Origin of the sequence: Arthrobacter sp. MYb213 (assembly GCF_002979915.1) — a bacterium.
Lineage (GTDB): Bacteria > Actinomycetota > Actinomycetes > Actinomycetales > Micrococcaceae > Glutamicibacter.
Genome location: NZ_PCQA01000003.1, coordinates 204,168 through 222,654, shown reverse-complemented (window position 1 = coordinate 222,654; position 18,487 = coordinate 204,168). Strand labels below are relative to the sequence as shown.

The window sequence follows — 18,487 nt, the reverse complement described above, 5'->3', positions numbered from 1 at the left end:
GGATCTCACACCAATTCTCTTACGTTTTGCGGTTCATACTGTGTCCACAGAACAGAATTTCTGACCACCTCGCGACTTTCGGCCAAAGTCCATTGCGTGAACTCCGCTGCTCTAAGCTGCACGAGAACATTGCCTAGCGCCGTGCATTCAACCGGCCCGGCAATGACCGGAACACCAGCCTGATCGGCAGTTCGTTGGCACAACAGGCGTCCCTGCGAACCACCACCGACCATATGAATGACGTCAAGTTCAAACCCTGCAAGTTCCGCTGCTGCCATGGCCCGCCGCGCGAAGCTGGCGGCGAGAGACTCGATCACTATACGAATCAGCTCTGCCCGTGACTGCGGGCGGTGCCCGCCAGCCTCGTGGACCGCGTCGCTTATCCGTTCTGGCATATTTCCCGGAGACAAGAATTTTACGGACTGAGGATCAATCAGAACCTTCGGCAACTCCAACTGCTCGGATTCAGCTAAAAGATCAGCCAGGTTTGCTTCGTTCTCTTCAATGTCTTGGGTCTGTTCGTTCCAATGTCGAATCGACTCACTGAGCAAGAACGTTCCAGTGATGTTTTTGAGGAACCTCACCGTTCCGTCGACACCCAGCTCGTTTGTAAAACCAGCTTTTTGCGCACGAGATTCAAGGACCGGCGCCTGAAGTTCCACACCCACTAATCCCCATGTTCCGCAGGAAACATAGGCGGAAGTGGAACTCGACAAGGGAGTCGCTGCAACAGCACTTGCCGTGTCATGCGAGGCCACTGCTAAAACTTTGACCTCGGCATCCGCGCCCAGCTCTTCGCGCAGCGACTGACGGAGGCTGCCAACGACTTCCCCCGGTTGGATTATCGGTGCGAGGATCTCATTGACTTGCAAATGGGCAGTGAGCTCTGGATTCCATAACCCGTCGTTGAGGTCCAACAATCCAGTGGTGGATACGTTGGTCCACTCGCTTCGCGCGACGCCAGTGAGTAACCAGTTGAAGTAATCAGGAACCAGCAAGAGCATGTCAGCATCGGAAAGACGCTCCTCGGCAAGCTCTGCCTGCAGCTGGTAGATCGTATTGAACGGAAGAAACTGCAAACCGTTACGGCTATAAAGTTCTTCTCGGCCGAAGATCGCTTCCAGCGCAGGCACTGCTACTTCATTGCGTGGGTCGCGATAATGCCGGACCTCTCCGAGTCGCTTGCCCTCCCGAAGCAGCGCATAGTCCACAGCCCACGAATCCACACCGATGGAGGAAATATCTGGTCGTTGTTTAAAAGCAAGTTTTAAACCATAGAGGATTTCTTTCCACAGTCGCTCTATATCCCACGCTAGTGCTTCCTGCTTCGCTCCACTCTCCAGAGCGGAGAGCGGCACCGCACCGTTGCTAAACCGGTGTACCGGACTGATCTCTATTTTGCCTTCGACCAGTTCGCCGAGCATGACTCGACCGCTGGTCGCGCCAAGATCAACGGCAACGACTGGCGCGTTACTGGTTATCTTGTTCATCGCAAGAATGCCGCTGCCACACCCGAATCGACAGGAATATGCAGACCGGTGGTACGCGTCAGTTCAGGACCGGTGAGGACATAAACAGCGTCGGCCACGTTTTCTGGCACGACTTCACGCTTGAGAATGGTTCGGTTCGCGTAGAACTGGCCAAGATCTTCTTCATCCACTCCGTAGGTGGCGGCACGGTTGGCACCCCAACCCGAAGCGAAGATGCCCGAGCCACGCACTACTCCGTCTGGGTTGATACCGTTCACCCGTATTCCATACTCTCCCAGTTCAACGGCGAGCAGGCGCACCTGATGTGCTTGATCCGCTTTAGTAGCCGAATACGCAATATTATTCGGGCCCGCGAAGACAGAGTTCTTGGAGGAAATATAGATTATATCTCCGCCCATCTGCTGATCGATCAGAGCCTTTGCCGCTGCCTTTGAAACTAAGAAAGACCCCTTGGCCATGACATCATGCTGCAGATCCCAGTCCGCTTCACTGGTGTCCAAGAGCTTTTTAGACAGCGACAACCCAGCGTTATTCACCACCAGATCGATACCGCCAAAAGCGAGTACCGCGGCGTCCATGGCAGCCTGGACCGCTTGCGCATCTGCCACGTTTGCCGCCACACCGATTGCCACATCGGTGTTTCCCAGTTCGGCCGCCGCGGCCTGCGCCTTGGCTAGGTCAAGATCTGCAACCACCACACAAGCTCCCTCGGCCGCCAAACGGGTAGCGATCGCCTTTCCGATGCCCGATGCAGCACCGGTGACCAGAGCAATCCGCCCCGCGTGACTCTTTGGCTTTGGCATGCGCTGCAGCTTCGCTTCTTCCAAAGCCCAGTATTCAATGCGGAATTTCTCTGCATCGCTAATTGGGGTGTAGGCGGACACAGCTTCCGCCCCACGCATCACGTTGATAGCGTTGAGGTAGAACTCGCCAGCGACCCGGGCGGTCTGCTTATTGGCGCCAAAGGAAAACATACCGACACCTGGCACCAAGACGATCAGTGGATCGGCTCCGCGCATTGCAGGGCTCTGCTGGTCAGCATGCGACTCGTAGTAGGACTGGTAATCGGCACGATATTTACCGTGCAATTCACGCAGGCGCTCTTGTTGCTCTTCCAATAATGCGTTCGCAGGCAAGTCCAGCACCATTGGTTTGACCTTGGTGCGCAGGAAGTGGTCAGGACAACTGGTGCCAAGGGCTGCAAGTTTAGTCAGTTTTTCCCGTGACAAGAAGTCCAAGACCCGCTGATCATCGCTGAAGTGACCGACCATTGGATTGTCCTGTGAAGCCAAACCTCGGATGGTAGGGGCAAGCGCAGCAGCTCGCGCACGGCGGTCAGCTTCAGGAAGAGCTTTAAATCCGGCAACTGTTGCTCCGAAAGGTTCAGCTACACCATGCTCTGAAATGTAACTAGCTGCAGTTTCGATAATCCACAGAGAGTTGGCTTCGCACTCCTCTGAAGTTTCGCCCCACGCAGTGATGCCATGTCCGCCTAGGATGCATCCAATCGATTGAGGGTTTGCTTCCTTAAGCTTGGAGATATCAAGACCGAGCTGGAACCCCGGACGGCGCCAAGGAACCCAAAGCACCTTTTCGCCGAAGATTTTTCTGGTCAGCTCTTCGCCATCCTTCGAGGTGGCAATAGCGATTCCGGAATCAGGGTGCAGATGGTCAACGTGCGCTGCGTCGACAAGACCATGCATTGCCGTATCAATTGATGGCGTGGCACCACCCTTGCCGTGCAGGCAGTAGTCGAATGCCGCCACCATTTCGTCTTCTCGCTCCAGACCCGGGTAAACGTTGGCCAACGCTCGCATGCGATCCATGCGTAGGGTCGAGAGCCCTTTTTCGGTGAGTGTACCGAGGTCGCCGCCTGAGCCTTTGACCCAGAGAAGTTCGAGCGCTTCGCCAGTCACCGGATCGGTTTCCAGTCCCTTCGCGGAGGTATTTCCTCCGGCAAAATTGGTGTTCTTCTTGTCCGCACCGAGTCGGTTCGAACGTTCAATGAGCTGCTGGGCAGTACTTTGAGTCATGATCTCTCTCGAATTTTTGAAATGTTTAGGCGTTGATTTTGGTGCCGTAGCGCTGAGCTTCGATTTCTTCCAAGCTCTTGCCACGGGTTTCCGGCGCCCAGATGGTACCGATCAGCAGCGCAGCAACTAGCAACCCGATGATCAGCATTCCGAGCTTTTCCAATCCGATGCTGGAGAGCAGTACCGGGAAAGCCAGGGACAGCAGGCCAACGAGTACGCGGGCGAGCATGAACAACACTCCTTGAGCGCTGGCACGGTATTTGGTTGCGAATAGTTCGGCAGTCCACAGACCGTAGAAGGCCTGTGCGCCCAAACCAGCGGAGATACCCCACGCACAAGCGAAGAACAGTAGGGAGAAAGTACCCGGAGGGGCGAAGATCAGCACAACCCACGCGACAACACCCAACGCGGCACCCGCGAAGTAAAGCCAGCGGCGTGAGACCCGGTCCGCGTATCGCATGAACCCGAAATACGTTGCTACCGCGGTAAGCGTCCACACCAGTACCTGTAAGAGATTTTGCTGGGTTGCGGATTCTAGTCCGGCCGCTTCATAAACGCGTGGCTGGAAGATGCCTGCCTGACCGGCGACCGTATTCCATAGACCGTAGACGCCAAGTAGGAAGAATAATGCTCCCCAGTTCTTACGTTCGGTAATGAGGCCCTTCATTCCGGCGAAGAAGGTCGGCTTCACTCCGTCTGCGATATCTTGTGCGCGCTGTTCCTTCCAGCGTGTGGACTCCGGCAATCCGCGTCGTACCCACCAGGTAATCGCGGCGATGACGAACAGATGCAAGAAGATCAGCCGTGAACCATTCACGCCCAAAGGTGCTACGAGGATTGCCAGCGCGAATCCAACGGCGGGGCCAATGGACCATGCCAGTTGCGCGGTACCAACGTGAGCCGCTCGGTGCTCCTGAGGTGCTTCTTCGGCAATGTAAGTCCACGAAGCTGGAACTCCGGCGCCGACTGCGATGCCCATCAAGACCACCCCAACTATCAGCAAGGTGGTATTCGCGGTGAAGGTAATTAGCAACGCACCGACCATGAACACCATAAGGTCATAGGTATATATGAATTTGCGGCCTAAACGGTCGCATAGCGGGCCACCGATAGCCGCGCCCAGTGCGGCACCAAAGGCGTTAGCCGACACCGCAGCAATGACACCAACCAGAGCGTCATCAAATCCAAAGGCACCTTGCCACAGTGACAGACTGGTAGCCAGTGCGATAATTGCACCGGCCTCAATGTAGTTGGACATGGCAACCGCAATGGTGGCCTTCCATGCGCTCATCGGGCGTTTTTTCAAAGTTGCAGTAGTCATCAGGCGCCCCAACCGGCCTGCACGCCGCCGGCGCGTTCAGTCTCAATGCGGTTCTGATAATCAGACTTCCGGAAAGCTTCCATTGGATCTGCTGGCAGGCCGCGCGATTCGCGCCAGCTAGCAAGTTCACTGCGGATATCCGTGTAGAAAGCGTTCATGAAGATCTCGTTCGCTGCCAGTACGTCGCCTGATATCTGAACGGTACGAAGCGAATCACGATCAATGAGCAGCGCACGAGCTGTCATTTCCTGCACATTGAGCACACTGCGGATCTGTCCGAGGATCTTGTTTTCCACATTGTGACACTGGTCGAGCATGAAGGTGATGGGAGTATCTGCCTCAAGACCACCGCCACGGGCCACCTCGGCCATAATGCGGAACAGCTGGTAAGGATCGGCAGAGCCCACAATCAGGTCATCGTCTGCGTAGAAGCGGGAGTTAAAATCGAAGGACCCAAGCTTACCCAGACGCAGCAACTGCATCACGATAAATTCAATGTTTGTCCCTGGAGCATGGTGCCCGGTATCGAGGCAGACCATGGCGCGGTCGCCCAAGGCAGCTACCTGGGCATAGGAGGTTCCCCAGTCTGGAACATCGGTGTGATAGAAGGAAGGCTCGAAGAATTTGTATTCCAAGACCAATCGCTGCTTGCCGGACAGTTGGTCGTAGATTTCTTGTAATGATTCAGAAAGACGATCCTGACGTCCACGCATGTCAGCCTGGCCAGGGTAGTTGGACCCTTCCGCCAGCCAGATTTTGAGGTCTTGCGAACCCGTAGCGTCCATCACGTCGATGCACTCTAAGTGATGATCGATAGCCTTACGCCGTACGCTGGAATCCTCGTGAGTTAACGCGCCGAACTTGTATTCATCATCTTGGAAGGTGTTCGAGTTGATAGTGCCCAGTTCTACGCCGAGGTCGTTGGCGTGAGTGCGCAGTTTTGCGTAGTCATCAACTTTGTCCCACGGAATGTGCAACGCTACCGCAGGAGCTAGGCCGGTTAGGCGATTCACCACCGCTGCGTCTGCGATCTTTTCGAAAGGATCACGCGGGGTGCCGGGGGTTCCGAATACCTTGAACCGTGTGCCCGAATTTCCATAGGCCCATGAGGGCACTTCGATGGCTAGACGTTCAAGCGTTGTGAGGATCTCGGGGCTCAGCATTGCGCCCATGGAATTCTCCATTCTTAGGTGGTGGGTAAATTCTGCTCTGCTCGGGTTAGAGCGCAGCTAATTGCTCTTCGAGGTTGAACACTTCGGCGAGGCGAGCGGCATTTTGATCTGGACGGCCCTCTAAAGAAACGAAGAATTCGGACATTTGAGCTTCCCAAGCCGCGGTCCGCGGATCCGCGTCCAATGATGCTTGTGAACCTTCGTCATCGTCGCTTTCGTAGTAACCGATCAGCAGCCCGTCTTCACGAAGAAAAAGCGAATAATTGCGCCGTCCGGCATCCTCGATTGCTTGCAGCATCTCTGGCCAGACGGCAGCATGGCGTTGCGTGTACTCGGCGAGCCGGTCAGGCTTCACCTGCAGTTGGAAACATACCCTGCTCATGCTTAATCCTTCTTCGTTGAACGGACACAGACCCCTGCGACAGGCCTGTTTGAAACATTTATGAATCGTTTCAATTCGAGAACTTCCACGACTGTAGACCAGATCACACCTAAAGATCAAGCAATATTGTAAAAATTAATAAATATAATTGAAACCATTCAATTTTGAGTCACGGCAGCGCCCCCTTCACGCGAAGCGATATACTCAAGCTAGGGTAATGTGGCGCAGAGATGGGAAAATACGTGTCAGTTAGCGTGAAGGAAGTCGCTCGCGAAGCGGGCGTATCGGTGGGCACCGTTTCCAACGTCCTGAACCGCCCACAGGTCGTTTCCCCGACAACAGTCGCGCGCGTGACCGATGCGATCGACAAGCTGGGTTTCGTTCGCAACGATGCCGCCCGCCAACTTCGTGCAGGCCACAGCCGCAGCTTCGGGCTAGTAATCCTCGACGCTCGCAACCCATTTTTCATGGACATCACACAAAGCGCCCAGCACCGCGCTCTGAGCAATGGCTATACAATCCTCACGGGCACCAGCGACGGCTCGGAGAGTACCGAGCAGAAGCTACTTGACCTCTTTGACGAACAGCGTGTGGCCGGAGTTCTCATTTCCCCATTGCACGCGGACCTCTCGCGGCTGTGGCGCATTCGAGAAGCCGGAACACCCGTGGTGCTTGTCGACCGAGGTAGCGGGGACCGTTCGTTCTCCTCTGTCTCCGTCGATGACGTCGAAGGTGGACGAATTGCCGCGCGGCATTTGGTTGACTTGGGTCGAAAAAGAATCGCGTTTGTTGGCGGCCCGGAGACTATAGAACAAGTTCGACATCGCCTCGAAGGCGCTCGTTCGATAGTGTCGGCAACAGCCGAAGTGTCCCTGGAGCACGTCACCACAACATCACTTTCCGTACTTGAAGGGCGTCGCGTCGGGGAGCTGATACTGTCCCGCCGTCAAGAAGACCGCCCTGATGCAATATTCGCCGCAAATGACCTTCTCGCGCTAGGCGTACTTCAGGCCTTGGTCATGTCTGGCAACGTGCAAGTCCCCGAGGACCTGGCACTCGTGGGATATGACAACATCGATTTCGCCGAATCAGCGGTGGTCCCGATTACCACTATCAGCCAACCGGCCGCGGAGATTGGCCGAACCGCGGTTGATGTCTTGCTGCGTGAAGCGCAGGCCGGCGAAAATGCAGTGCGTGAGCAGTTCGTCTTCGCGCCAAAACTTGTAGTGCGAGCTTCCACTGTCGGTAACGCTAGCACCCCGAAGAGATCTTGAGACAAAACTCGCCTATTGATTTTCGATAGATAATGATCGATGATCAACTTATGACTACAGCGCTAACAACCCTTCTCCGGGCCTTCCTCGTCCTGATATTCCTGGGTTGCTTACTTTGGCAAATATGGGTGATGCCAACGTTGGCTCAAGAAAATGCAGTTCAGTTCCCTGAAGTCGCCTTCCTCGCCATTCCTTATGCCGCGGTGGTGATCCTGGGAATCGCGTGCATGCAGGTGGCACTGGTGGCCATTTGGAAACTACTGTCTTTGGTAGAGCGTCACACCATCTTTAATCAACGCGCCTTCGTTTGGGTCAACACCATCATTGGAGCAATCGCGCTTGCCACCGTTTTAGTGCTGGGGCTAGGCATTCATTTGCTGGGCATTATTCGCGTCGGAGGCCCAGGCATCGTTTTAGCCGTTATGGCTGTCACCACCTGCGGAATCGCATTTCTCTTGCTAATGCTCGTCATGAAAGGCTTACTGCGCGGAGCGACTAGCCTCGAAGATGAATTAGCAGAGGTGGTTTGATGCCCATCATTATCGATATCGATGTGCAACTAGCGAAACAGAAAATGTCGGTGGGAGAATTCTCCCGGACCGTCGGAATCTCGGCAGCAAATATAGCCGTGTTGAAGAACGGCCGCGCCAAAGCGGTTCGTTTCACCACCCTAGATTCCATTTGCCGGGCACTTGGCTGCCAACCCGGAGATATCTTGCGTTGGGTGCCAGAAGAATCTGAGCCAAACCCCTCCTAGGACAACCCCACCGCGTTCCCGTTGTCATCAACGTCCATGTGCATCGCAGCGGGCACCTTGGGAAGACCTGGCATGGTTGTCAGCGTCCCGGTAATGGCCACGATAAAGCCAGCACCAGTCTTCGGAATCAACTCACGCACCTGCAGCGTAAAGCCTCCGGGGTCGCCTAGCAGAGTTGGGTCATCGGAGAAGGAATACTGGGTTTTAGCTATGCATACCGGTAGCTGGTCCCATCCGTTGGCGTGGATCTGTTCAAGTACTCGCTTAGATTTGGCCGAGTATTCCACCCCGGCGGCTCCATACATCTCGCGCACCACGGTAGAGATCTTCTCCTCGACGGGCAGCTGTAACTCATATAGTTCGGCGAAATTGCTTGGCTGCTCGATGGTGCGCAAGACCGCGGAGGCCAAATCGCCGGCACCTTGACCGCCTTGACCCCACACGTCTGCAACAGCGCATTCAACCCCCTGAGCCTGCGCCCACTGGGTAACCACCGCCAGTTCGGCCTCGGTATCTAAGGTGAACCGGTTGATGCCAATCACCGGCTGGACGCCGAACTTCTTGATATTCGAGACGTGCCGCGCGAGATTCGGCAGTCCATCACGGACCGCCTCAACGTTTTCCGTGCCCAGCTCATCCTTGGTCACGCCGCCGTGCATTTTCAGCGCACGGATTGTCGCGACGATTACCACCGTGTCGGGTGCGCATCCGGCATAGCGGGCTTTAATGTCCATGAATTTCTCGGCACCCAGGTCGGTACCGAACCCGGCCTCGGTCACCACCACATCGGCGAGCGCCCGGGCGGTATTGGTGGCGATGGCCGAGTTACAACCGTGGGCGATGTTAGCGAAAGGTCCGCCGTGGATGAACGCTGGTGTGCCACCGATGGTCTGCACCAGATTGGGCTTGATGGCATCCTTGAGCAGCAACGCCATGGCACCGGCGGCACCCAAATCATCGACGGTGACCGGAGCCTTGGCATAGTTGTAACCAATAGTCATCTGGCCCAAGCGGGCGCGCAGATCCGCAAGCCCGGTGGCCAGGCAGAAGACCGCCATCACCTCGGAAGCCGCGGTGATCTCAAATCCGGTTTCCCTTGGGACTCCGTCGGTCACCGAGCCAAGCCCAATCACCACATGGCGCAACGCGCGGTCGTTCATATCCATCACCCGTTTGAAGGTGATCCGCTGCGGATCAATGCCCAGCGTGTTTCCCTGCTGCAGGTGGTTGTCCACCAGTGCCATCAGCAGATTGTTGGCACTGGTGATGGCATGGAAATCCCCGGTGAAATGCAGATTGATCTCATCCATGGGCAGCACCTGTGAGTAGCCACCGCCGGTGGCCCCGCCCTTCATCCCGAAGCTTGGGCCCACAGAAGGTTCGCGCAAGGCGATCATAGTTTTACTGCCGGAGGCTGTTAAAGCATCGCCTAAGCCCACCACCATGGTTGATTTACCTTCACCTGCGGGCGTTGGGGACATGCCGCTGACCAAGATCACCTTTCCGGGACGGTCCCCGCGAGCGGTCAAAAGTGACGGGTCGACTTTGGCTTTGTACCTGCCATAGGACTCAACGGCGATATCCGGGATTCCCGCACGCTGTGCAATCTCGGATATTGGCCTGAGTACCGCCCGAGAAGCGATTCCAAGATCGCTCATGTCGGTTTCTGGCGTCGCTTCCATCGTGTGTCCCCTTTGCCTAGCTTTCCGCATTTCGGCCAATGAGGAAGTCCAAGGTTTATGGTTTTCCTCGATTCATCTACAAGCTACCACTGTGCCGCTGACCGGGGCCGAACCTCGCGGGTACTTCGGCAATATCAAAACGTTGCTGATCAGTTAGCTGAGAGCTTTCTTAGAACGCTCGCAAACCTCTCAGTGCAGTGCTAGATTGGCCGGGTAAGGATCGCTCGACCCCTTAGTCCTTGGTCATTATTGGCAGGCAAGAGGTTGGCGGCGGAAGTTCGAGCATAGGGAGATGTATGAAAGAAAGCGTCCCAACGAATTCCACCGATACTTCGGATCAGACGCTGGAGGATCATATTTCGGATCCCGCGCTTTCCGATGAAGCGGGACATGACTGGACCGATGAAGGTGGGGCAACCCCCGCTGGTCCTGCAACAGATGTCAGTCCCGAAGAATCCCAGCGATAACCGACCCATAAGCGCATTCGTTCCCCATTGGGGGCATCAGAATTTGATGTCACCAATGGGGAACTTTATTTTGGTCCTGCTGTTTTTTAGAAGTTAGAACTCGAGTTCCAGGGCCTCGTTGATCTCTTCGATGCTAAAGGCCGCAGGATCAATCTCGTCCACGCCCATCTCTTCAAACCATTCCGAGACTTCGCCATGTTCTTCATGAGCTGGGTCCTTCATAGCCTTGAGCATTTCTGCCCAACCCCAGGGTCCACCGCTATCTTCAAGGGGCGCCATGCGGCGTCCTCCGGTACAACGTGGAAGCTGGCCTTCGGCAGAGTCGAGGACCTTTTCTACATCAATGCGCACTTCCCAGCCGTCACCAAAGTCGTAGGCGTAATCTAGGCGGTCTTTCTCTGCCTTGAGAAGCTCGGACACAAGGAAGCCATCCTCGACTTCGTCGTATTCCATGTCCTCAATTTCGGGCCCATAGCTGGTGCCTTTATATCCGCCGGAGCGGAACTCGTGCAGATGTCCGTCGTACCAGTCGAAACTTGCCTGAATAATATCGTGCAGGTCGCCTAAGTGCAGATCCATCGGCACTAGAACTCTGCGCCAGATCGGTGGCTTGGTTGCCTGTAATCCAAGCTTGAGCTGTAGCACTTTGCCGGTATATGGCTCTTCGCGCTTCACGCGTTGCGGTTCGTCCGGGAGCATTGCCAAAAGCTCTTCCCACTTCGAGTCCAGGTTCTGTTCAGTCAAGTTTTCGTCCTCTGTCTCTTCATCAATGTCGGTCAAGAATGCTGCGACGAAGCCGGGAAGTGAATAATATTCTCCCTCCTCGACGAGCCCCAGTGTGCGCAATACTGCCATGCGTTGATGGGCGGCGTCCCACACGGTGGCGGAAAATTGTTCGTCGCGAGGTTCTGCGACTTCATGCCCTCCAGCTTCGATACCTTCAAGTATCCACAGGTTGGCCAGACCCCACGTCTCGACCACCACCGGATCGGTGTCTTCAGGCATTTCAAGGTAGGCGTCGAGGAAACTCTGCAGGAACATGTACATCGTCGCAAAGGCCAGCTCACCAGCTGATTTTTGGAACTCAGAGAACCTGGCGCCGGCAGATAACTGATTTGGTGCTTCGAGCGCAACTACTTCGGCTCTCAACAACCCCATGAAGGTGAAGGTCAGGACCTGCTCAGCCTGCTCGGTGTTCAGTGTCTTGAGCACCCCGTCATTGAGCGCTTTCGGTGCATGGGGGATGAAATCTTCGTCAAGAATTCTTCCTTGAACGGATCCTGTTGCATTGGCGCACCACTGTGCGAAGCTTCGGGCCAAATCCACCAGTGCAGGCTTCGTCATGTCGGTCAGCAGAAGATCTTCAAGCTCACCCTTTGCTACAGATACTTCGAGGTCTTCTGTCGCAAAAAGATTAGACACCTCAAGTTTGCTCCGCAACCACTGCAAATCTTGGGTGCTCTTTTCCCAGAGACCCATCTCTTCGAGGTAATCAAGATAGTCCGCCCAAGCCATGTGGATCAATCCACGCATCTGATCGGCTTGCTCGGCTGGTTCAAAGCCAGATTGGAACTCGATTAATTCCTCGATGGCGGCGAAGAGCGGACGCACGTCGAATGCGGTCACCGAATCCAACGGGGCGTTATCGGCATACCCATACAAAGTCTCCCGAACCGCGGCCAGCACCACTAATGAGGTCTCCGTGTCCACATCAAATTGGCTATACCAGCGCACGAACTCAGGCGTCATCGCATCAATTCCACGATCAATCTTGACCTGCCCCACCGAGACGATGGCCTGTTGGCTACGACCCGGGTGCCCCTGCTTTGGTTGCTTCTTTTTGTTCTTGGCCACAACGATTCCTTCATACACCGACAGCTTTGTTTCAAGGCTAATGGTTCTTAGCGGCGTTTACTGTCGCTGTCGTTCTGGAACCTAAGAAGTTTCTTGGCCCATTTCTCCATGAAGCCACCTTCACCGTTTTCGGTCAGCTGCTCCTGCATGGTGTACATGGTGAACAAATCGTAGCTTTCGGTCAGTGCCTGATCTGCCTGATAATGAGTGACGATTGCGACGACTCCGAGTTCTGCCAGTTTTTCCAATTGACGACAAACGTTATGCTCGGTCCACCGATGTAATGGTTTTAGGTCGGCAAACACTTCTGGGTGGCTCTCATGCAATGCGGCACCTCGCGCGAGCATCCGACGGCGATCTGGCTGGATTCATCCGTTCACTTTCGGAGTTAGAACGCGAAGCCGCCCAAGAGGCTTGCGCCGACTTCATTTCTTTTACGACGCTGAGCACCCGCCAACCAAATCCGATCAACATGATCGTCACCCAGCTGACCCGTGATGGAAAAATTACGACCGTAGGCCCCTATGACCCACGGTGTACGGATATAGCCCCCATGGTCCTGGAGCGTTGTTCCCCGAAGAAAGTGTGGTTCGTATCTTCAAGATCATGAACCAGTCTGATCGGGCTGCCGCAAGTGAGTCTGATGGACAGAGCGAGAGCGCGTAAAGGGCACTAGAAAAACATGTAAAGGTTTTTTACATGTCAGATAAACGTGTAAAAAATACGCTCGATTTTTTACACGTTTATCCACAGGCTCACTGCATATAGGTCGGTACCTAGCGTGCGTAGTCGAACATTTCGTTGATTTGTTGCTTATCAAAAAGTGCGGCATCAAACTGCTCACCTTCACGGAGCAATAGCCACTCGCGGTACTCCGCAAGGTCAGGATGGTTTGGATCTTTTAGCGCTTCGATAACCATGGCCCAGCCCAGCGGGCCGCCGGAATCTTCTCGCGGGGCCATACGGCGCCCGCCGATGCAGCGTGGCAGATCATCGCTGTCATCAAAGAGCACCTGTTCTAGCTCAATGCGCACTTCCCAGTAATCGCCGAAGTCATACACGTAATCGAGGATGCCTCGTCGAGACCAGGGAAGATCTCCAAGGAACACGGTGGATTCATCAACGTCCGAGATAATCTCAGAATCCGGGGCGCCGTAGCTAACACCATGAACACCATCAAGTTCAAACTGGTGCGGGTGCGCGTCGTACCAACCGAAGCTGTATTGGATCACTTGGTGCAGCTGGTCTAGTCGCATCGATGACGGAACCAACACCCTGCGCCAGATAGGCGGGCTGGTGTCCCTTATTTTTAGTTTCAACTGTATTACCGAAGGTTTTGAGCTCATCAGCTCTTACTCCTGAACATTAGATAGCTAATCTTCAATACTGGATTGTTGCGCGCCGCGCACCGAATAGAACTTCCCAAGTTCGCGGCGATACTCCTTTGATATAGAACGACTTTCCCGTGCTATTTCAAACCCCACGTTGGTAGGGTGACACCATGATCAACACCGCTCGATTGCACTCAGACCTGTCCCGCCTGAACCGTGAAACCTCAATGATGATGGCCACGATTGACACGTTATCTGCAGAAGAACTTGCAGCCGACTCCCTCTGCGAGGGTTGGAGCCGCGCCCACGTCATCGCCCACCTGGCCTCCAATGGTCGCACCCTGGTCAAGCTCATCGATTGGGCGATCAGTGGCGAACCACAGCAGCTTTACGCGTCCACCGAGGCACGCAACGCGGAGATTGCCGAACTTGCCGCGTTACCTGGCGAAGAACTACTTACCCGCTTCCGCGACGCAGCCACCTACTTCGCCGAACAGTCCGAACGTCTCACCGGCGAATTAGCCGTTGACGAGGTTGATCTGCACGGCAAGATCATCCCTGCAACATCCATCGTGGCACTGCGCATCGCGGAGGTAGTCATCCACCACCATGACCTTCAAACCGCATGGACTATCGAAGAAGCCGATCCTGATTCACAGGAGAACGCCGTCGAGGCAGCAGTGCGCACCATGCGCGTGAAGAACGCCCCGGGCATGACGCTACTAAGCGAAGAAGGTGACGAGTGGGTTATCGGCGACGGTTCGCTGCAAGTTCGTTCAGACCGTGAAGGTTTCATCGAGTGGCTGGCCCGCGGCCAGGCCCGGCACATTGAAGCCGATGGCCCAATCCCGGTTCTGCCTGCCTGGTAGCACCAGCACAGACCTACTGGAGGCTGTGGAACTCATCGAGTTCCACAGCCTCCATTTTTTAGTGGCCTACAAAGCCACCTGACGGTTCTGATCCTTGTACAACAGGTAGCGGAAGTTACTCGGTCCCCCGGCGTAACAAGCCTGTGGGCAGAAGGCGCGCAGTGACATGTAGTCCCCGGCCTCCACCTCCACCCAGTCACCGTTCAACCGGTAAACGCCCTTACCTTCAAGCACATACAGGCCATGTTCCATCACGTGAGTTTCCGCGAAGGGAATCGAGGCTCCCGGCTCAAAGGTCACGATATTCACGCCAAAGTCGAAGGCGATATCGTTCGGATCCAGCATCCTGGTGGTCCGCCATTTACCCTCGGTGCCAGGCATTTGCCCTGGTTCCACGTCGCGTTCGTTGCCCACTACCGGACCCGGGGCGGCAATACCTGCCACCGGTTCATAACGTTTGCGGATCCAGTGGAAACTTGCCACTTCGGCGCCGTCGTTGCGGGCTGACCAGGTAGCTCCGGCAGGCAGATAGGCGTAACCTCCATCAACCAACACATGCTCTTGTCCCTCGATTACCAAGGTCAGTTCCCCGCCGAGAACAAAGATAAATCCCGAAACTTCGGCCTGTGGTTCCGGCTTGGCAGCGGCTCCGCCGGGAGAAACTTCAAGGATTGACTGGGAGAAAGTAGTCGCGCCTCCGGCTATCGGACGGTTGAGCACCCAGGCACGGGTGTTGCTCCATTCGGGGAACACACTGGTGACGATGTCACGCAAAACGCCCTTGGGAATGACGGTGTAGGCCTCGGTCACGATGGCGCGATCGGTCAAGAGTTCGGTTTGTGGCGGGTGGCCACCGAAGTTCGTGTAATACGGTGCTTTGTGTGTGGCTGCTGCAGTCATGATTTTCCTCCTAGGCATGTGTTCGGTTTAAGGCGATGGCTTCAAGCTCGGCGGCCGAGATCTGGGCAAGTTCTTGGACTTCCTCCACGCTCACCGCGCCGCAGCTGAGTCCGCGGTGGATATAACGGGCCAAGGCCCTGGCGGTGGCAGGTTCGTCCATGATCGTCGAGTCGATCTGGTGTACGTAGTTGCGCAGCCGTGTGGCCGCGGCAGTCAACCCTTCGCGGAAGAACGCGAAGGTCGCGAGGTAACGGGTAGGCAGGTGGTTGGCGTGCATATCCCAGCCCTGATAAATTCCTCGTTCCAGGTGGCGGCGCACCAAGCGAGCGTGCAAGGCCCAAGCGGCGGCAACATTCTCCGGGTCGCCTGCAGGGATGATATTGGTGGACCCATCTGAGAGTTCTACCCCGGTGCCGGCCACAGCAACCTGCATGACATCCTTGGCGAAGTCCGCGACCGGATGTTCCATGGACTGGTAGGCGGCAGCTACCGACAGCGACGCCGAGTAATCATAAGTTCCGTAGTGCAGTGAGGAGACTCTGCCCCTACCTGCATGGATCAATTGGGCTACCGGGTGGGTTCCATCCGCGGCAATAATTGCCTGCGGGGTTTCCACCTGCACCTCAAAGCGGATCCGTCCGGCATCCAACCCGTGGTTTGCTTCAAGCTTTTCTGCGAGGAATACCATCGCCTGGACTTGCGCGACCGTACTGACCTTGGGCAGGGTCAAGCGTAATCCTGCAGGTAACTCACCGTTGGCCACGAGCCGAGATATAAATAAGTCAAGGGTGCGGATGCCACGGGCCCGGGTGGGGGCTTCGAAGCATTTAAAGCGAATACCGATGCAGGCAGGTGCTTGCCCGGCGGCCACGGCGGCGGATACCGAGTCGGCGGCGGCAAGTGCATGCGCGTCCTCCTCGGCATCCGGCCTATTGCCGTAACCATCCTCAAAGTCGAGGCGTAAATCTTCGATGGGTTCACCCTCAAGCTTGGCCGCCACCAGGGCACCGAGCTTCTCTGGTTGCGCATAACCTAACCGGGTGGCTAGTTCACGCAACCCCGCAGCTCCCCCGGCGGCCGTGAGCGCGTTAGCTCCCCACTGCGCGGCAAGTTCGCCGGTGAAACGGTCCCCGGGCACATACACGGTGTGCACCGGCTGACGTGCCCCACTATCGCCTGGATAGTTCTCACGCAAGAGCTTGTCGGTGTCGGCCAGCTGCGCTTCTACGGCAGCGAGGGTTGACTCATCGAAGAGATTACTCATGGTTTGGTCACGAATTCCTTATCCAATAGTTCGTAGGCTGGAGTGGTCAAGAAGTCGGCAAAGTCCTCGTCCTTACCGCTGGTCAGGCGTGCGATCAGCTCAGCTGCCGGCTGGTAGTAGGCGGTGAACTGTTCCTCGTTATTTACTTCCGAACGCAGGCGTTCAACTTCTTCCGCCAAGATGCCGGAGACCAACTGCCCGGTGATGGTGTTACCGGTATCAGCGGCAACAACCTTGTTGCGGATCTGCTGCCAGATCTGTGAGCGAGAAATTTCTGCGGTGGCGGCGTCTTCCATCAGGTTGTGGATGGCGACCGCACCATTACCCGAAAGCCACACGGCCACATAGTTCACCGCGACGTAGAGGTTAGCGCGCACGCCTGCCTCGGTGACATCTCCGGGTGCACTAGCGATGTCTAGAAGCTGAGCGGCAGTGACCTCAACTTCTGGGCGTTGACGATCGATCTGGTTTGGCTTGTCCTCGAGCACCGAATCGAAGATTTCCTTGCAGATGTCCACCAGATCCGGGTGGGCCACCCAAGAACCATCAAATCCGTCGTTGGCCTCGCGGGTTTTATCCTCACGGACCTTCGCAAAGGCTGCGGCGGTGACTTCTGGTTCACGGCGGTTCGGGATGAAGGCTGCCATGCCACCCATGGCGAAGGCACCACGCTTGTGGCAGGTCTTCACCAACAGTTCGGTGTAGGCGCGCATCATTGGCGCGGTCATCGAGACCGCGGAGCGGTCAGGCATGATGAACGCTTCGCCGGCTTCACGGAAGGTCTTGATAATCGAGAAGAGGTAGTCCCAGCGTCCGGCGTTCAGTCCCGAAACGTGGTCGCGTAGTTCGTAGAGGAATTCTTCCATCTGGAATGCTGCCGGGATGGTTTCAATGAGCATCGTGGCACGCACGGTGCCGTAATCAATGCCGAGCTGTTCCTGAGCGAAGGTGAAGACCTCATTCCACAGGCGTACCTCCAGGTAGTGCTCCATCTTTGGCAGGTAGTAGAACGGGCCTTGGCCGGACTCGGCGAGCACCTTAGCGTTGTGGAAGAAGTGCAGACCGAAGTCCACCAGCGCGCCAATGGCAGGTTTGCCATTGATCAGCACGTTATTTTCTGGCAGGTGCCATCCACGTGGGCGCACTACTACGACAGCGCGTGGGGCGTCGGTGCGCAGTGCGTAGGACTTGCCGCTCTTCTCATCGGTGAAGGCTAAGGTGCCACGGGCGGCGGCTGACAGGTTAGCGATCGCATCGATGACATTTGACCAGTTAGGGGTGGAAGCATCTTCTAAGTCCGCCAACCAGACCTTCGCGCCCGAGTTCAGTGCGTTGATGGCCATTTTGGCCGGGGAGGCCGGACCGGTGATTTCCACACGGCGGTCGCGCAACTCTTCCGGCGCTTCGGCGACCTTCCAGTCTCCGGTGCGCACGTGCTCGGTTTCCGGATCAAAGTTGATGGCGCGAGCGTCTGAGAATTCTTGGCGACGTACGTTACGTGCGTTCAACAGGTCATTGCGGGTGTCCGCGAACTTTTCATGCAGCTTCTCGATGAAGGCTAGTGCCTCGATGCTGAGAATTTCTTCCGCTCCGTCTACCTCTGGGATGCGTGAGATTGAGATGGTCATGGTGCTCCTTAACCTGTTGGTGTCGTGTTCCGGCGACATTTTCTACTGGTGGACTCTTTCGCC

Annotated in this window: 17 protein-coding genes; 5 read left to right on the top strand and 12 right to left on the bottom strand. The window is 55.9% G+C overall.

The window, feature by feature from the left end; all coding sequences use genetic code 11:
- Window positions 1–5: 5 nt before the first annotated feature.
- Genes CQ011_RS08605 through CQ011_RS08585 form a run of 5 tightly spaced genes read right to left on the bottom strand, consistent with a single transcriptional unit; the run spans window position 6 to window position 6,398 of the window.
- Window positions 6–1,490, bottom strand: a complete 1,485-nt coding sequence (locus tag CQ011_RS08605) for a rhamnulokinase (protein ID WP_105676761.1) — start codon at window positions 1,488–1,490, stop codon at window positions 6–8.
- Window positions 1,487–3,523, bottom strand: coding sequence for a bifunctional aldolase/short-chain dehydrogenase (locus CQ011_RS08600; protein WP_105676758.1), 2,037 nt, complete (start codon window positions 3,521–3,523; stop codon window positions 1,487–1,489). Before CQ011_RS08600 ends, CQ011_RS08605 begins: the two co-directional genes overlap by 4 nt.
- 25 nt (window positions 3,524–3,548) lie before the next feature.
- Window positions 3,549–4,844 carry an MFS transporter gene (locus tag CQ011_RS08595; RefSeq protein ID WP_286161138.1) on the bottom strand — a complete coding sequence of 432 codons (1,296 nt, stop codon included), beginning with the start codon at window positions 4,842–4,844 and terminating at the stop codon, window positions 3,549–3,551.
- Window positions 4,844–6,016 (bottom strand): L-rhamnose isomerase, encoded by a 1,173-nt coding sequence (gene rhaI / locus CQ011_RS08590; RefSeq protein ID WP_105676753.1) that lies wholly within the window; start codon window positions 6,014–6,016, stop codon window positions 4,844–4,846. The genes CQ011_RS08595 and rhaI overlap by 1 nt, the downstream gene beginning before the upstream one ends.
- A 46-nt stretch (window positions 6,017–6,062) precedes the next feature.
- Entirely contained in the window at window positions 6,063–6,398 is a 336-nt protein-coding gene (locus tag CQ011_RS08585) for an L-rhamnose mutarotase (protein ID WP_105676748.1), read from the bottom strand.
- Between the two features lie 242 nt (window positions 6,399–6,640).
- Here CQ011_RS08585 and CQ011_RS08580 point away from each other — a divergent pair, with 242 nt between their 5' ends.
- From CQ011_RS08580 to CQ011_RS08570, 3 genes are read left to right on the top strand one after another with little or no spacing between them, the layout of a single operon-like run.
- Window positions 6,641–7,672: a LacI family DNA-binding transcriptional regulator gene (locus tag CQ011_RS08580; protein ID WP_105677614.1), complete on the top strand. Its 1,032-nt coding sequence runs from the start codon at window positions 6,641–6,643 to the stop codon at window positions 7,670–7,672.
- Window positions 7,673–7,722: 50 nt separating this feature from the next.
- Complete coding sequence (locus CQ011_RS08575) at window positions 7,723–8,202, top strand: DUF2975 domain-containing protein (protein ID WP_181148043.1); 480 nt, start codon at window positions 7,723–7,725, stop codon at window positions 8,200–8,202.
- Entirely contained in the window at window positions 8,202–8,429 is a 228-nt protein-coding gene (locus CQ011_RS08570; protein WP_105676739.1) for a helix-turn-helix domain-containing protein, read from the top strand. The genes CQ011_RS08575 and CQ011_RS08570 overlap by 1 nt, the downstream gene beginning before the upstream one ends.
- Here CQ011_RS08570 and CQ011_RS08565 read toward each other — a convergent pair.
- A complete protein-coding gene (locus CQ011_RS08565; RefSeq protein WP_105676734.1) occupies window positions 8,426–10,111 on the bottom strand; it encodes a formate--tetrahydrofolate ligase in 1,686 nt (561 codons plus the stop codon). The genes CQ011_RS08570 and CQ011_RS08565 overlap by 4 nt on opposite strands.
- A 296-nt stretch (window positions 10,112–10,407) precedes the next feature.
- Between CQ011_RS08565 and CQ011_RS17780 the strand changes: the two genes are divergently transcribed.
- The gene (locus tag CQ011_RS17780) at window positions 10,408–10,578 is read left to right on the top strand and encodes a hypothetical protein (RefSeq protein WP_181148042.1); all 171 of its coding nucleotides are present in this window, start codon (window positions 10,408–10,410) and stop codon (window positions 10,576–10,578) included.
- 93 nt (window positions 10,579–10,671) lie between these two features.
- Here the strand turns inward: CQ011_RS17780 and CQ011_RS08560 are convergent, their stop codons facing one another.
- The 3 genes from CQ011_RS08560 to CQ011_RS08550 all read right to left on the bottom strand — a co-directional run bounded on the left by CQ011_RS08560 (window position 10,672) and on the right by CQ011_RS08550 (window position 13,778).
- On the bottom strand, window positions 10,672–12,432 hold the full coding sequence (locus CQ011_RS08560; RefSeq protein WP_105676729.1) for a plasmid pRiA4b ORF-3 family protein: 1,761 nt from the start codon (window positions 12,430–12,432) through the stop codon (window positions 10,672–10,674).
- A 47-nt stretch (window positions 12,433–12,479) separates the two neighbouring features.
- On the bottom strand, window positions 12,480–12,758 hold the full coding sequence (locus tag CQ011_RS08555; RefSeq protein ID WP_146112589.1) for a hypothetical protein: 279 nt from the start codon (window positions 12,756–12,758) through the stop codon (window positions 12,480–12,482).
- Between the two features lie 450 nt (window positions 12,759–13,208).
- A complete protein-coding gene (locus CQ011_RS08550; RefSeq protein WP_105676719.1) occupies window positions 13,209–13,778 on the bottom strand; it encodes a plasmid pRiA4b ORF-3 family protein in 570 nt (189 codons plus the stop codon).
- A 155-nt stretch (window positions 13,779–13,933) separates the two neighbouring features.
- On the opposite strand from CQ011_RS08550, the gene CQ011_RS08545 reads away from it, so the two are divergent.
- Window positions 13,934–14,632 carry a maleylpyruvate isomerase family mycothiol-dependent enzyme gene (locus CQ011_RS08545; RefSeq protein WP_105676717.1) on the top strand — a complete coding sequence of 233 codons (699 nt, stop codon included), beginning with the start codon at window positions 13,934–13,936 and terminating at the stop codon, window positions 14,630–14,632.
- A 66-nt stretch (window positions 14,633–14,698) separates the two neighbouring features.
- Here CQ011_RS08545 and CQ011_RS08540 read toward each other — a convergent pair whose 3' ends face one another.
- Genes CQ011_RS08540 through aceB form a run of 3 tightly spaced genes read right to left on the bottom strand, consistent with a single transcriptional unit; the run spans window position 14,699 to window position 18,424 of the window.
- Window positions 14,699–15,532: a bifunctional allantoicase/(S)-ureidoglycine aminohydrolase gene (locus CQ011_RS08540; RefSeq protein ID WP_105676713.1), complete on the bottom strand. Its 834-nt coding sequence runs from the start codon at window positions 15,530–15,532 to the stop codon at window positions 14,699–14,701.
- A 10-nt stretch (window positions 15,533–15,542) separates the two neighbouring features.
- Entirely contained in the window at window positions 15,543–16,796 is a 1,254-nt protein-coding gene (locus CQ011_RS08535) for a DUF6986 family protein (protein ID WP_105676709.1), read from the bottom strand.
- Window positions 16,793–18,424 (bottom strand): malate synthase A, encoded by a 1,632-nt coding sequence (gene aceB / locus CQ011_RS08530; RefSeq protein ID WP_105676705.1) that lies wholly within the window; start codon window positions 18,422–18,424, stop codon window positions 16,793–16,795. The genes CQ011_RS08535 and aceB overlap by 4 nt, the downstream gene beginning before the upstream one ends.
- Window positions 18,425–18,487 lie beyond the last annotated feature (63 nt).